Origin of the sequence: Halobacteriovorax sp. HLS (assembly GCF_004006665.1) — a bacterium.
Classification (GTDB): Bacteria; Bdellovibrionota; Bacteriovoracia; order Bacteriovoracales; family Bacteriovoracaceae; genus Halobacteriovorax.
In genome coordinates, this window is record NZ_QOCL01000001.1 from 333,202 (window position 1) to 346,809 (window position 13,608).

The following is a 13,608-nucleotide window of genomic DNA, read 5'->3' on the forward strand; positions in this document are numbered from 1 at the left end:
ATGTTTTATTTAACTCACCAGGGAAAGCTGATGACTTATCAGTTTAGTTACCTAGCAGATGGTGAAACCTCGATTCTTGATTCAACTAAGCCTAATAATATGACTACCGACCAATGGGAAAAAAGGAAGTCAGAGTCAAACCCAAACAAAAAAGACTTTAGGGCCATAGATGTTATGAGTAACTCTCCTATTACTGTAACTGACGAAGAACTTATCTCCAATATTGAAAAGCTATTTTCTAAATATCAATTTAGACATATTCCTGTTCTTAATAATGGAAAGATTTGCGGAATGATCAGCGATCAAGATGTTTTAAGACATAAGGGAAATGGCGGTTATAATTATTTGAAGAGCAAAGATATTATGTCTATTTTAATTATTTGCGCTCACGTGGATACACCAATTGAAAAAATTTCTCATGTCCTTTTAAGAGAGAAGATAAACTCTATACCTATTGTTAATTCAGAAGGAACTCTAGCTGGAATAATAACAACATCAGATATAATAAGATTAACTGTAGAGAATTCATTTTTTAAATTATGAAAATTAATAAAGAAAAGATTATTAAGCGATTGTTCTTGAGCTGCATTTTTATTTTGAATATTCAAGCTCATCAAGAAAAGAAAGTATTAACATTTGGAACACTAGACTACTGTCCCCTGATCTGCAAAGACAACCCAGAGAAACCAGGTATTATGATTGAGATTAATAATGAGATCTTTTCTAATGGACCTTATGAACCTACCTATAAATTCATGAGTATCAAGAGGGCCTATTCTGAAATTGAGAATAAAACGATAGATGGATTTGTTGGTGGATCAATTGAAAATTTTAATAATAACTACTTTCCAAATACCCCTGCTCTATCTCAACCTGTAAGTTTCTTTATACACAAGGACTCTGAGTGGAAGTATAACGATATAAACTCACTTCAAAATATTCAAATTGCTGCCATTAAAGACTTTAACTATAAAGTAAAAGAAATAAATGAGTTCTTAAAAAACTCAGAAAGAACATTGTGGCTAAGCAAGGAGACTGGTCACAGTCAGGCCTTCGAATTAATTAATCTAAAAAGAATTGACGTCTTCATTGGTGGTGCCTACACAACTCAACATATACTGAATCAAAATAAATTTTCAAAAGTTGTGAAAATATCAAATAGTATAGCCTTTTTTGACAACTTTATATCTCTAACTAAAAAAGTAACCGAAAAAGACCGAGCTAGAATACTCAATTTCTTTGATAAAGAAATGGAGCGCCTTAAAAAGTCAGGAAAACTTAAAAGCATTTATAATAAATATGGCCTTTCTATTATTAAGAAATAAGCTCATCTAGATTATTCTCCATTATAATAGCCTAAAATTATTACAATTTAGTTTAACTTCTCTATAGAGATTGATAAAAACTTCCTAAAAGAGGATTTTATGAATAAATTTATAGTAATTGCTTCTATGGCACTTTCTTGTTCTGCCTATGCCATAAGCTCTTTTGAAAAACTAAATCATTGCATAGCAATTCCCTCTTCAAAGATTTATATAGCGTATGACTTCACTGCTGACTTTCCCAAGAGAGCAAAGTTCTCATGTGATTACCAATGTAAAACTATAAATGGTCTACTAAAAATAAAGTCTATAAGTGAAAAAACCATCACGAATTCGAAAGATGAGGCCTTAAATCTTGTGTGCCAAGGCGTTCAAGTAAAGAAAACAAGCTGGGGCTATGACTTCGAAAAGGTACTCTCATTCTTTATTCATGACACAGACCTTAGAGAATTAAAAACAGCAGCGACACACAATGGTATTGATATTGATGACCAAGGTTCTGAGTATCTAATGGACAAGCTAATGAAAACTTTTAGCGAAGTCTCAAAATCATACGCAATTGCAGGAAGTACAAATACTCAATATTCTCCAGATTTTCTTGAGGCCTCCAATGAACTTTCTTTAATCGTTTCAGAGCTTCCAGAAAATACGTCTCGAATTGATTACTACGTAGAACTAATCTCGAAGTTAAATGATGACTTTAGCTCTAGAAGCTATTCAGAGCAGCTTGTACTAGGCCTAGTTAAAACCTATGCAAAGTGGAGAAAAAGGTAAAAAAAAAGCTTCCATCAAGGAAGCTTTCTAATATTTATTTTACGATACGATCTCGCCAAGCTCTTATGTCAGGAGCAAGGTAATCATACTTCATTGAATCAAGTGTATACTGAGCAAACTCGTAATCCGTAGTATGAGTTAGACATTCTGTAGGACAAACTGTTGTACAAAGCCCACAATAACAACAAAGCGCTGTATCGATTGTGTATTGCTGAAGATCCAATCTAATTGGATTACCATTTGATGCTTTCAACTTTGGTGCATCTGCATCTCTCTTAGTAGCTGTAATATAAATACAGTCTACTGGACAGGCCATGGCACACTGGTAACAAGAAATACAATTTTCAGCATCATTAAATAATCTAGAACGAGAGTTATCAGGAAGTACCTCTCTAACTTCTGGATATTCAATTGTTACAGGCTTTACACCGTAGACATACTTCATTGTAATCATCATACCTTTAGAAACAGAAACAACTGCTCTAACGATATTCATAAACCACTTTTTAAATGTAAGTCCTTCTTGATCTTTATTTACTGTAAGTGTAGTTGCATTACTCATCTGTCTACCTCTCCAAGAACAATATCAATACTACCAATAGATGCAACAAAGTCAGCAATCATCTGACCAGGGGCCATCTCAGGAAGCATAGAAACGTGAGTAAAGCATGATGACTTAACCTTTACTCTATAAGGAGTTTTACCTCCATCAGAAACAATATGGTAACCAAGCTCTCCTCTTGGACACTCAGTTCTCATATAGATTTCACCCTTAGGTACCTTAAGAACCTTTGGAACCTTCCCCATAATAGGTCCTTCTTCAATTCCCTCAAGACATTGACGAACAATCTTTATAGATTCAAAGATTTCAAGAATTCTAACATGGTAACGATCCCAACAATCACCTACTTGCCCCTTAAGACCTTTACCAGTGATTACATCAAAATCAAATTCTTCATAAATTGAATAAGGTCTTTTCTTTCTTAAATCCCAATCAATTCCAGAACCTCTTAGAACAGGTCCTGTTGCACCGTACTCATAGGCCATTTCTTCAGAAATAACACCTACGTTTGCAGTTCTTCCAATAAAGATTGAGTTCTCACCTACTAGAGAGTGATACTTTTTAACATTCTCTTCCAACTCTTCGAGGAAGTTTTCAATTCGCTTGAGTTGAGCATCATTAATATCTGTCCAAACTCCACCAATCCAAATGTAATTATAAAGTAACCTAGCTCCAGAAAGCTCTTCAAAGATTCTTAGGATAAATTCTCTATCTTGGAAAGCATATAGGAATGGAGAAAATGCCCCAAGGTCAATAGCATAAGTCCCAAAGAACATTAAGTGAGAAGCAATTCTTTGCAACTCAGCAACTATAACCCTAACATACTCAGCTCTTCTTGGAACTTCAGTACCAAGCATCTTTTCAATCGCTAAACAATATCCGTGCTCCATATTCATTGAAGCAAGGTAGTCCATTCTATCCGTATAAGGAATAATACCTCTGTAATCTAAATACTCAGAATGTTTTTCTTTACATCTGTGAAGGTATCCAAGGTGAGGAATCGCTTCTGCAATAGTTTCAGAGTCTGTCTTTATTTCAACTCTCAAAACCCCGTGCGTCGCCGGATGTTGAGGACCCATATTAAGTGTAAGAAGTTCAGTTTTTAATTTTTCTGTATTCATATCAGTCATCCTTACTCCCCTTCTCTTGAGCAGCTGCTTCCGCTGCCTTTGCCTTCTTAGCTGCTTTAACTTCAGCAACTCTATTTTTGGCCTTAGAAGAAAGGTCTTGATCAATCCACGCGTGGTCATCAACCCATGACCCCGAAACTGCTGTTGGATCTTCATGCTCAAGTCTCATCTTTGCAAAGAATTCGATATCGGCTTTATTAATTTTTTCTTCAGGGTCAACAACCATTCCGTTGTAAACTTTTTCGACAACATAATCTTTACGAAGTGGATAACCTTTCCAGTCATCACCACAAAGAATTCTTCTATGATCTGGATGATTTTCAAAAGTTACACCAAGCATGTCGTAAGTTTCTCTTTCAAGAAAGTTTGCAGATTTCCAAACATCACAAACAGACTCAACACTAGGAAGATTGGAATCATCTCCTCTTGGTACCCTTATCTTTAAGATAAATTCTGTATTCTCAATGAACGAAGCCAGCATATAACTTATTTCTATTTCACTAGTCTCAGGATAATCAACTCCAGAGATAACTTGAAGAACATTCATTTTAAAAGTTGAACTATTTTTCAGTGCAACACATGCAGGTTTAATATGTTTAGCATCGATAGTGATTGAGCTATCTCCAACTTCAGCAGTATTTAAAACAGCATTACACCCTGAAACTTCATTATTTAAAAATGTTACAATTTCATTAAGCATGCTTCACCCACTTATCTCTTAGAAGTCTCTCATTAGCGATCTTCTTTTGAAGAGTCATTAATCCTTCAATCAATGCTTCTGGTCTTGGAGGACATCCAGGAACATAAACATCAACAGGAACAATCTCATCAACACCTTTTAAAACATGGTAACCATGTTGCCAGTATGGACCACCTTTATTCGCACAAGATCCCATTGAGATAACGTACTTAGGCTCTGCCATTTGCTCATAAAGAGTGACTATTCTTGGTGCCATCTTAAGAGTTACTGTTCCAGCTACAATCATTAGATCAGCTCTTCTCGGTGTTGCCATAAAAGCTCCACAACCAAACCTTTCAAGATCATACTTAGCAGCACCTGTTGCCATCATTTCAATAGCACAACAAGCTAGACCAAAAGTCATTGGCCAAAGTGAGTTCTTACGACCCCAATTGAAGAAATCGTCCAATTTCATTAAAACAACGCTGTCTTGCATTCGCGTTTTCCTTTCTTATCAGTGTAATAAATTTTGAAAATTATCTCATATTTTTACCTTTCACACACGTTTTCGTCAATGTAAGGCCATGAAAAAATTGTGATTTGCTTAGAGAAACGCTTTGCACAATCTCGTGACAAATTGTATCAAACGAAGAATTTATTGATGAAATTGAGAACAACGCGCCCTGTAAGAGCTAAAAAGTCTAGTAAAAGAAGATTGAATTAATGAAGCTGGTGCACGTCCAGATGAGTCAGCAATACGCTCTCTCATTAGAGTTAGTCTATTGAAGTCATTTTGACACGCCTTGCCCATAATCGTCGTAAACTCAGAAATCGCTGCAACTGGGTACGGTAAACCATAGGCTGAAGAAATATAGAGGGCCTCTCCTTTTTGAACTTTAGGAAACTTTGATTTACTCCAACCATATTTATTTAAAATTTGCTTAAGAGAGTCATCATACTCACCAATTTCATAGAATTTTCTCACTCCGAGGTCCTTAGAAAGATGACCAGAGTTTGGGTCCACAACATTTTGACAGTTTGAATTACTTTTATAAGAACTTGGTCTAAGTTCCTTAAGAACTCTGCATTCAACTATATAGGCATCTACTTCCCCACCCTTTCCCTCGATAACAGATGAAACAAATTGATCTACAGTAAACTGAGTTACATATGGGTTAAATGGTTCTCTATAAGAGTAATGAGTTAGTTCATGGGCCAAGTCTAAAACAGCATCTCTAAAGGTAAGTGATTTATTTATAAATACTTTAGATCTTGTTTCGTAGGTAATCTCTGTAGGGTTAGTAGGTGAAAACTTTCTAATTAATGTTGTATCAGTCAAAGAGCTACGACCAACAACAACAATATCCTCTAATGTTTGACCATCTGCTTTTGCTTTTAAGAGGGCCTTATCTAAAATGGCCTTTCCTGTTTTCGACTTCTTTAGAGTGTTAATTATTTTATCTAAAGAAAACCTGTCAGCAATTGACGAGTTATACCAAGGCTTTCCCCAAGCTTGCTCAGAATCTATATGTATAACTCTTGCATGACGCTGGAAATTCTTAGCCAATAAAGCTTGTGAGCAACTCAAAAGTAGAAAAATGGATAATGATTTTAAATAAAACTTCATTAACCATTTTTCGGACTTTTAGAAACTAGACTTTAAAAATTTACTCTCGTTTGAATTAAGTGATTCTTTTGCTGCCCACTCACTATTAGCTGACCTATTTGGTGGGTTTTAGGGACTTTTGCATTAGAGCGCAGAACTAGCCTGTAGGAACCATTAGGAAGATAAAAGTCTAACATTCTTAAGGCCTTTGGAATTGTACTCCACTGGCGAACATCCGCTTGCTCAGAAGCCTCAATGCCTTTACTACTCGCTATATATTGTAAGATAGCAGCATTTTTCGCCAAGAATTCATTATCACCCTTATCACCTTTTAATGCTTGATAAGTTCCAAATGCTGCCACAATTGCAACAGCATGCTTAGTAGCTAACCTGGCTCCAATTTTCGGATATAACCAAGCAGACTGTTCGACTACAGCTTGCTCAGCGATATCGCCGAGAGGATTAACAACTGGCACGACTTTCTCTAGTACAATTTTATTTTTTTTCCACACTTCTAAAACTATAGAATTGTCGAGATTACTTTTTTCAATTTTTGGTAATTCAAATTGCACAGCAGCTTCTGAAAGAGCTAACTTAGCAACGTTATAGCCAAGATGGGCCCCAGCTGGATTATAAGACTTTGGTGGTGGAAACAATCCGAGAACATCGGCAGCAAAAATAGCTAGGATTGCTCCTCCAGGACTTTTGCTCAATTCTTTACCCAATCCATAGTACTGCTTTTCACCAAACTTATCTGGGATAATGCTCTCTTGAAGAACAAGGGTTATATTTGAGCTTTTCTTGGTCTTAATCTTTGATAAATCAATATCAAAAGGTCTAATTTCTTGTTTCCAAGACCTCTTGCGATACTTCTTAGCAAAAGTTAAAACTTTTGTTTGTAAAAACTCTTTTAGTTCCACTTGCCTATCAGTCTCTGTAATATAGTTCTTTTTAACTTTTAAGACTCCTAATGAAGGAAATTTTTCGAAATCTTTTACATAACTCTCAAAGTTTGAGTTAAATGTTTTGTAAGCTCCATAGTTTTTGACAAGTAAAATTAAAGCATCTTTATATAGTTGATAAGCTATCTGCAAATCATCTCTTGTCCCAATTGCCTCATGGATGAATCCTCCTAAAACCTTCGCAGCAAGGTCATTCTTGAAAACAGATTCTCCTGCACGTTCTGATCCCAATTCTTTTAAAAATGAATCCCATGCTAACAACTCTGCCCTAGCTTTAAAAAGTTCATCACGTCTATCTTTATCAGAAAGCTCAACTCGTTGGAAAACTTGTTTTCCATCTACAACCTTCTCAATCTCTTTATCTTGTGCGAATGAAAGAAGGTAATGATTTAATGATTGATAAAAGTAAAGCATTGAGAGTTCGTACTTTTCGCCATAGTAAATATCTGAACTATCGTTACCAATATAAGTGGTTAACTTCTTCGAAATCCTCACCGTATACTGCTTTCGAGCCAAGGTTTTTGCTTCCTCAAAGACTTCAATTGATTTAGCAAACCTACCCATACCATGATAAATCAATCCCTTTTCCATCAAGAATAATAATCTAGACTGCTGGTTTTCTTTAAAATACTTAGACGTCTCAAGCGTAGAAAGAGCTTTTGAATAATCTCCAGATATGACTTGAGAACGTAGCTTATATTTGACTTCCTTAGTACCTGTTGCACAAGAAGCAACAAGTACTAAAAAACCTAGAAAATAGAAAGACTTAAGAAGTTTTACCATCCACTAGAGCTCTGTTCAGAATATTTTGATAATTTAGAACGTGTTCTAAGAACTTCAAGACCAGTTTCAATATTAGTCATTCTAATATTAATAGAATACTGCTTAATCGTTTTGCCTTTTCTAGTCGCTGGCTTCATATAAACATTTCCAAAGATCATTAAGTCTGCACCGACCTGCTTTCCAATACTCTTAGCAGTATTTGGATCAACCATACCGTCGTGTTGGTACGTGATTTCTTTTAAAATATTCTCACGAGCAGAAGCATCGACTAGAATAAAGTCTCCACTCGAAGATATTTCATTTAGGAATTCATCGTTAATATCATTAATTGGAAAGTAAGCTTCAGATGTTAAGTTCTTAACTTCTCCAATGAAAACAGTAGGAGTTTTTCCACTTTTCATCAAATACCTTTTAAAGCCTTTATGCTTCGAGATATTTTCAATGATCTCACTTACAACTCGTTCAGTATCACCTTGAACCCACTGATCCGTTATCTCCATTGCTTTTTCATCAGACTTAGTAGAGTCTACTCTTTGGGCCTTAAAGCTTGAGCAACTAGCAAGTGTAAAAGACACTAATAAAATACTAAATATATTCTTCATTAAATTCCCCTATTAAATTTCGCCTTTCTTGGCCATTTCAAAATTCTTAGATGCATCTTGGAGTGCTTTTCTAACAGTTGCTTTTGTTTCAGGATCATCTGCTTTACCAGCAACATAATTTGCTGCCTCATCAACCGCTTTTGCAAGGGCCTTAGAATTCATTCTAATTAGAACTGCACATGTAAAAGCTTTAAAATCTCTTTTCGCTCCTAGCTCGGCTTTATAATCTCTCTTTTCCCAATAAGTCTTAACAATAGCTGCACCATGAATTAATGCTTGAACCTTTTCCGCAAGAGTATTTTCAACATATTCTCTTAACGGCTGCATATTTGGGTTATTCTCATCAACAGATGCATTCCCTTGAGTTGAAGTCGCTAACTGCTTATCAATAAAAGTTGCAATCTCTCCAGCGATATCGGCTTTAACATTAGCTTTAGCGATATTACAGGCAATATTTCTTGAAACTTTAGGTTCAGTTTCATACGAAAAGTATCTATCCATTTTAATATCTTTGCCTTTATCACGGGCCCATACTTCAGGATCTTCAATCCACCCTGGACGAAAATTAGAACTAGCGTCTTTAACAATGTACTCTCTTTGGATCTCAGTATTTTCTTTTTCTTCAACTTCTCTCTCTTTTTGTGAAGAGCCACAAGAAGTTAGAAGAGTTATTACTGAAAAATAAAAAAATGTCTTCTTAATCATTTTAAACTCCCTTTAATCAATATTTAATTCGTCAAATTTTTCATGTATAAATTTAGTCAAACCAGGTAGAGCATTATCATATGCTTGTTGTTTCGACCTACCTGTTTGAATAGTTTCGTATTTCAAGGCCCCGACCTTATTACCCAATGAGTCCGTACTACTTGCTTGCAATATATGCTTATACTTTACAAATCCCTCTACTTTCATAAACTGTTGCTCGCTCTCAAGGGAAACATTAATAATAAACTTAGGTGACTTATTACTTACTAGGTAATCATTATCAATAAGACTTTTAATCACACTTTTTTTAAGATCTCCTGCCTTTGAAATTTCCTTAATATTTACTTTTACTGAAACAGCAAGGGATCTTTTCTTGGCCTTAAGAGACATAATTCTATCTAGAGAAACGACATTGTTAAAAGATGTATTTCGTAAAACTTTATATCTAATATTTAAGTTCTCTCTAATTCTAAAAAGTTTCAAGGCCTTGTTTAAAGAGTTTCTTCTACCATCTTTGATATAAGATAAAATGAGCTCATCCATACTTCTCATTTTATCTTCCATAATACTTGAAGCTTTCATAATTGGTAATGCTACTAAAGAGTAATGTAAATCTGAAGATTCAAACCTCTCTTTTATATATGCCCCTTGAATAACTTCATCTGTAAACTCTCTAACTTTCTGGGTAAACTCTTCTTCTACTAATGCATTAATAGGCCCATCAGCATCAGATAACGAACTGGATATTGTAGTAATTGTCTGTTCACTCGATACCCTTGTTTCAAATATCTTTGCCAATGAATTTCTTGCCGCTATTTCTGAGCCCATAGCCCCTGTAGCTTCGCCGACAGCGCATAGTTCGGTTGTTGGACAAAAATCAACTGGTGAGTTAATCCATTTAGGTTGAGCAAAGATTGTACTTGAGAAAAAAAGAAGAAGACTTAGTCTTAAATATTCCATTAAAAACCACTTATTTAGATTTGATAAATGCTAACGAATTATGGATTAAAATACAATTTTTTATATTGAATACGATAAATCATATTAATTACTTAACGCGTAATTAGTCGGTATTCATCAAAAATAAGCTCTCCTAATTGAACAGTGCCCAACAACTCAAAGTTACTTTTAGCAGGTGGGGCCTTATATTGGTTTGAAGTGAGCTTTCTTAGTATAATATCTGCTTCAAACCTCTTATCTACTGAAATAACAAAAGGATGATCTTTAGATTGCACTAAAGGAAATATATATATTTTCTGAGATGTCATATCAATATCAATATAAAACATATAAATCCTAGATATTACGTTACGAAAAGTTGACAAAAACCCTAAACTTTTAGAAATCCTTGTCGATAAGTCTCTATGTAATTAATTACATTAAGGGGTCTTCATGAAGTCGAGTTTGTTTTTAAGTTTATCAATTATAAGTCTATTTTCTTACTCACCTAACCAAGTACTAGGTAAGACGACTTATGAGCATAATCAGCTTAGTCAAAATATACAACAAGCGCAATCCAATCAAGCACTTCAATTAAGTCTTACTCCGCACGATAGCACAATGAAATCATTAATAATTACACAGGACCAAAAAAATGCGGTTCTTAAGAATATTGATAAGATTCTAGCAAAGAAAAATCAAACTATCTTTGAGTATATGAAACTTACGAAGCAACTCGAGTCTAAGCTTGAAAAGATGAGCTTCAAAGACAGAATAAAGTCTGAGATGAAAAAAAGAGAGCTTAGCTCAGAGCTAGAAGAATCTAGTGACTCTCTAGCCTCCTTAAAAGGCATTATTGTTGAGAAAGATTTAAAAATTCAGTATCTACAAAAACTTTTAAAGAATCAAAATACTCAGCTTGCAAGTGAAGTTAAAAAATTGAACTTTAAACTTAAAAGACTGTCTCATCGCTATAATACCCAAACAAGTGTCACTGAAACATCTAAAGTGATAGAGCTAGAAAGTAAGCATCACGAAACACTTAGACGTTATCAAAATAAACTATACGAAAATCAAAAAACAATTAGTGAGTTTAATAAGAAGTTTAAATCGAATAAATCTTTTAAAGGTCTAATCGAAGAAAACTCAAAGCTAGCAGAATCTTTAAGAAGTACTGAAATAGAAATCAAAATCCATAAAGCGGCTTACGATACATTAGAGCAAAAATACCTAGCGAAAGTTAAAGAGAATAAAGAATTAGAGGCCCTTGCTAATGCAATGAAAGATGAATTCAACGTGGAAATGACAACCTTAAAAGAAAAATATGCTCAAGCTTTAAAACTTGGGGCAAATAAAAGAAGTGGAAGGGTACCAGCAAGTACTTCTGCAGAAGTTGTTAAGGCCAACAACTCAATACAGAATACAATAGAGAACTCTGGACTTGGTCACCTTATAGAAATAGATCCTCAACACATGAAACTTGTCCTAGATGAAACTCTAATTTTCTCAAGAGGTGGGACTAGTATTGATGATAAAGCGAAAGAAAATATAAAGAGAATCTTATCCGTTTACACAAAAGAGATTTATTCCAATCCAAAACTCAGAAATAGACTTTTAAAAGTTCAATTCATTGGACATGCTTCACCAATATTTAAAGGAAAGTTTGTTGAACCGCTAACGGCGACAAAAGAGGCCTATGATCTAAATATGGATATATCTCTTGCGAGATCTACAAAACTATTTAAAACGATCTTTTCAGAAGATTTTGGAGACTTTCCTAACAAGCAAGAGCTTAGATCGAAAGTTGTCATCTCTGGTAAGTCTTTTAGCGAACCTCTAGAAGTAAAAAGAGGTCCAGCAGCTTTGAATACATTTCAATGTGGAGAATTTAATTGCGAAGGCTCACAAAGGGTCGAAATATTATTCGAATTTGAAAAGGAAATTAAATAACAGTACCTTGGGCCTTAGTGGCCCATTTTTTTTGCGAATTTCATACATTAAATACCAATAGATAAAATCATAGAACAGCTCTTTTTTTCACAAATTCAACTTTAATTCTAATACCTTACACCTTTTTTCTGACCATTTCCCTCAGAAATAATTGAGTTAGTTTTCTAATCAGATAGAATTAGAACATTAAAAAGAGCTATATAAAGTGCACGTGAGTTGATGGCCATTTTTAAACTTAAAATCACCGGGGTTGGCGATGAAGAGTTTATCACTCACGACATTCATTCTCTTTATTTTCTGCTTATGTCTAAGAGGATATTCTTATTATACCTATTCAAAACTTCGCTCGAAAGTAACAAATAATAAATCTATTTTAAGTAATGATAAGAAGCAGTCTTTGGCACTACTGAACACTTTGAACGATCTTAATGATCTAAAATCAGAGCGTAAGATTGCAAGTGTTAAGTCAGATAATCAAGTAAAATCGGCCCTTGAGATTACATTTATAAATGACTTCTATGAGCCTAAGAATAACCTAGAAGAGCTACAGTCACTTCAGAAAAAGATAAGAGAGTCTAATCTTAAAGAAAAAATGAGTGATAACTCTTTAGAATCGTTTCCGATACGCTTTATATACTTCTTAGTTATAAGAGAGAATTTTGATTTGTCTGAACTTAAAAGAAGTGAAGCAGCTGTTTTATACAACTTTGATCGTGAACAAGTGAAGCAAATGAAAATCGAATCAAATAAGCACTCATTTTTAACCGAGATTTTAAATTTCAAAAACGTTAATACAGATGAACTTCAAGAGGATATAGAGTATCAAAATAGTCTTGCACGCCTTGAAGAAGTAAATAAGACTTTAGCAGCAAAGAATGAAACTAATCCTGAAGATGAAGAGAAAGCAGACTTCATTGATCAGTTGCCGGAAGAAGTCTTAGAACAATTGGCCATAGCCGAGACTAGTGATATTGACATTGAGGAAAAACTCAAAGAAATGGATTATACCGAACAAGAAGTTGCAGAAATAATAGAAGGATATGAATACTAATTCCCGGGGGAAATATGAATACATCAAACCAAAAGCCAGTTGAGAGGGCAAAGATTTATAGATTTTTATTCCAGGGAAGAAAATTCTTTATAAATCCTTCTTTTCAAAAAAAGTTTATGTCCTTTGTTCTCACCAGCGTGATTATTTCCATGGGGATAATGTATGGAGCAAATTGGGTATTCTTCAATAAGTTCTTAACCTATGGTGAAAAACTAAACTTACCCCAAAACCATCCTTTCTATAGGCTTTTACTAGAACAGCAAGAGTTTATGACAACTGTATTTATCATTAGTTCTTCCCTTTTATGTTTAGCTCTTGGTATTGCAGGACTATTTTTCTCACATAGAATTGCCGGTCCTCTTTTTAGACTTAATAAAGTATTCTCAGATGCACACAAGCAAAAAGTACAGCTCGATCAAATCCAATTCAGACATGATGACTTCTTTCAAGAAGTTCCAGTTGCCATTAACAAATATCTAAAGGATCAAAAAGAGCTAGAATTGGATAGAGATAAGAAAGTTAGTTAATTTCTTCTATGGCCTT

Annotated in this window: 16 protein-coding genes; 6 read left to right on the top strand and 10 right to left on the bottom strand. The window is 34.5% G+C overall.

Annotated features, from left to right (window positions below; genetic code table 11):
- The 3 genes from DPQ89_RS01645 (at position 1) to DPQ89_RS01655 (ending at position 2,096) form a co-directional block, all read left to right on the top strand.
- The gene (locus tag DPQ89_RS01645) at positions 1–543 is read left to right on the top strand and encodes an HPP family protein (RefSeq protein ID WP_127714502.1); all 543 of its coding nucleotides are present in this window, start codon (positions 1–3) and stop codon (positions 541–543) included.
- A 53-nt stretch (positions 544–596) separates the two neighbouring features.
- The gene (locus tag DPQ89_RS01650; RefSeq protein ID WP_164848216.1) at positions 597–1,325 is read left to right on the top strand and encodes an ABC transporter substrate-binding protein; all 729 of its coding nucleotides are present in this window, start codon (positions 597–599) and stop codon (positions 1,323–1,325) included.
- A gap of 99 nt (positions 1,326–1,424) precedes the next feature.
- Positions 1,425–2,096 (top strand): hypothetical protein, encoded by a 672-nt coding sequence (locus DPQ89_RS01655; protein WP_127714506.1) that lies wholly within the window; start codon positions 1,425–1,427, stop codon positions 2,094–2,096.
- A gap of 34 nt (positions 2,097–2,130) precedes the next feature.
- Here DPQ89_RS01655 and DPQ89_RS01660 read toward each other — a convergent pair whose 3' ends face one another.
- The 10 genes from DPQ89_RS01660 to DPQ89_RS01705 all read right to left on the bottom strand — a co-directional run bounded on the left by DPQ89_RS01660 (position 2,131) and on the right by DPQ89_RS01705 (position 10,414).
- Positions 2,131–2,658: a 4Fe-4S binding protein gene (locus DPQ89_RS01660; RefSeq protein WP_127714508.1), complete on the bottom strand. Its 528-nt coding sequence runs from the start codon at positions 2,656–2,658 to the stop codon at positions 2,131–2,133.
- Complete coding sequence (locus DPQ89_RS01665; RefSeq protein WP_127714510.1) at positions 2,655–3,788, bottom strand: NADH-quinone oxidoreductase subunit D; 1,134 nt, start codon at positions 3,786–3,788, stop codon at positions 2,655–2,657. Before DPQ89_RS01665 ends, DPQ89_RS01660 begins: the two co-directional genes overlap by 4 nt.
- A complete protein-coding gene (locus DPQ89_RS01670; RefSeq protein ID WP_127714512.1) occupies positions 3,781–4,488 on the bottom strand; it encodes an NADH-quinone oxidoreductase subunit C in 708 nt (235 codons plus the stop codon). The genes DPQ89_RS01665 and DPQ89_RS01670 overlap by 8 nt, the downstream gene beginning before the upstream one ends.
- Positions 4,481–4,963 (bottom strand): NADH-quinone oxidoreductase subunit B, encoded by a 483-nt coding sequence (locus DPQ89_RS01675; RefSeq protein ID WP_127714514.1) that lies wholly within the window; start codon positions 4,961–4,963, stop codon positions 4,481–4,483. The genes DPQ89_RS01670 and DPQ89_RS01675 overlap by 8 nt, the downstream gene beginning before the upstream one ends.
- A 159-nt stretch (positions 4,964–5,122) precedes the next feature.
- The gene (locus tag DPQ89_RS01680; RefSeq protein ID WP_127714516.1) at positions 5,123–6,094 is read right to left on the bottom strand and encodes a hypothetical protein; all 972 of its coding nucleotides are present in this window, start codon (positions 6,092–6,094) and stop codon (positions 5,123–5,125) included.
- A 32-nt stretch (positions 6,095–6,126) separates the two neighbouring features.
- Positions 6,127–7,818 carry a hypothetical protein gene (locus tag DPQ89_RS01685; protein WP_127714518.1) on the bottom strand — a complete coding sequence of 564 codons (1,692 nt, stop codon included), beginning with the start codon at positions 7,816–7,818 and terminating at the stop codon, positions 6,127–6,129.
- Complete coding sequence (locus DPQ89_RS01690) at positions 7,812–8,420, bottom strand: hypothetical protein (protein ID WP_127714520.1); 609 nt, start codon at positions 8,418–8,420, stop codon at positions 7,812–7,814. The genes DPQ89_RS01685 and DPQ89_RS01690 overlap by 7 nt, the downstream gene beginning before the upstream one ends.
- Positions 8,421–8,432: 12 nt before the next feature.
- Entirely contained in the window at positions 8,433–9,125 is a 693-nt protein-coding gene (locus DPQ89_RS01695) for a hypothetical protein (protein WP_127714522.1), read from the bottom strand.
- Between the two features lie 12 nt (positions 9,126–9,137).
- The gene (locus DPQ89_RS01700) at positions 9,138–10,085 is read right to left on the bottom strand and encodes a hypothetical protein (protein ID WP_127714524.1); all 948 of its coding nucleotides are present in this window, start codon (positions 10,083–10,085) and stop codon (positions 9,138–9,140) included.
- A gap of 92 nt (positions 10,086–10,177) precedes the next feature.
- Positions 10,178–10,414, bottom strand: coding sequence for a hypothetical protein (locus DPQ89_RS01705; RefSeq protein WP_127714526.1), 237 nt, complete (start codon positions 10,412–10,414; stop codon positions 10,178–10,180).
- A gap of 103 nt (positions 10,415–10,517) precedes the next feature.
- Between DPQ89_RS01705 and DPQ89_RS01710 the strand changes: the two genes are divergently transcribed.
- From DPQ89_RS01710 to DPQ89_RS01720, 3 genes are all read left to right on the top strand, one after another.
- Positions 10,518–12,014, top strand: coding sequence for a hypothetical protein (locus DPQ89_RS01710; RefSeq protein WP_127714528.1), 1,497 nt, complete (start codon positions 10,518–10,520; stop codon positions 12,012–12,014).
- A 256-nt stretch (positions 12,015–12,270) separates the two neighbouring features.
- A complete protein-coding gene (locus DPQ89_RS01715) occupies positions 12,271–13,065 on the top strand; it encodes a hypothetical protein (RefSeq protein WP_127714530.1) in 795 nt (264 codons plus the stop codon).
- A gap of 14 nt (positions 13,066–13,079) precedes the next feature.
- Positions 13,080–13,592: a hypothetical protein gene (locus tag DPQ89_RS01720; protein ID WP_127714532.1), complete on the top strand. Its 513-nt coding sequence runs from the start codon at positions 13,080–13,082 to the stop codon at positions 13,590–13,592.
- Positions 13,593–13,608: the final 16 nt, after the last annotated feature.

Bases quoted from the DNA above. Each gene is read 5' to 3' on its own strand.
- DPQ89_RS01645 (WP_127714502.1), top strand. From the start codon at position 1: ATGTTTTATTTAACTCACCAGGGAAAGCTGATGACTTATCAGTTTAGT.
- DPQ89_RS01655 (WP_127714506.1), top strand. From the start codon at position 1,425: ATGAATAAATTTATAGTAATTGCTTCTATGGCACTTTCTTGTTCTGCC.
- DPQ89_RS01660 (WP_127714508.1), bottom strand. From the start codon at position 2,658: ATGAGTAATGCAACTACACTTACAGTAAATAAAGATCAAGAAGGACTT.
- DPQ89_RS01665 (WP_127714510.1), bottom strand. From the start codon at position 3,788: ATGACTGATATGAATACAGAAAAATTAAAAACTGAACTTCTTACACTT.
- DPQ89_RS01670 (WP_127714512.1), bottom strand. From the start codon at position 4,488: ATGCTTAATGAAATTGTAACATTTTTAAATAATGAAGTTTCAGGGTGT.
- DPQ89_RS01675 (WP_127714514.1), bottom strand. From the start codon at position 4,963: ATGCAAGACAGCGTTGTTTTAATGAAATTGGACGATTTCTTCAATTGG.
- DPQ89_RS01680 (WP_127714516.1), bottom strand. From the start codon at position 6,094: ATGAAGTTTTATTTAAAATCATTATCCATTTTTCTACTTTTGAGTTGC.
- DPQ89_RS01685 (WP_127714518.1), bottom strand. From the start codon at position 7,818: ATGGTAAAACTTCTTAAGTCTTTCTATTTTCTAGGTTTTTTAGTACTT.
- DPQ89_RS01690 (WP_127714520.1), bottom strand. From the start codon at position 8,420: ATGAAGAATATATTTAGTATTTTATTAGTGTCTTTTACACTTGCTAGT.
- DPQ89_RS01695 (WP_127714522.1), bottom strand. From the start codon at position 9,125: ATGATTAAGAAGACATTTTTTTATTTTTCAGTAATAACTCTTCTAACT.
- DPQ89_RS01700 (WP_127714524.1), bottom strand. From the start codon at position 10,085: ATGGAATATTTAAGACTAAGTCTTCTTCTTTTTTTCTCAAGTACAATC.
- DPQ89_RS01705 (WP_127714526.1), bottom strand. From the start codon at position 10,414: ATGTTTTATATTGATATTGATATGACATCTCAGAAAATATATATATTT.
- DPQ89_RS01710 (WP_127714528.1), top strand. From the start codon at position 10,518: ATGAAGTCGAGTTTGTTTTTAAGTTTATCAATTATAAGTCTATTTTCT.
- DPQ89_RS01715 (WP_127714530.1), top strand. From the start codon at position 12,271: ATGAAGAGTTTATCACTCACGACATTCATTCTCTTTATTTTCTGCTTA.
- DPQ89_RS01720 (WP_127714532.1), top strand. From the start codon at position 13,080: ATGAATACATCAAACCAAAAGCCAGTTGAGAGGGCAAAGATTTATAGA.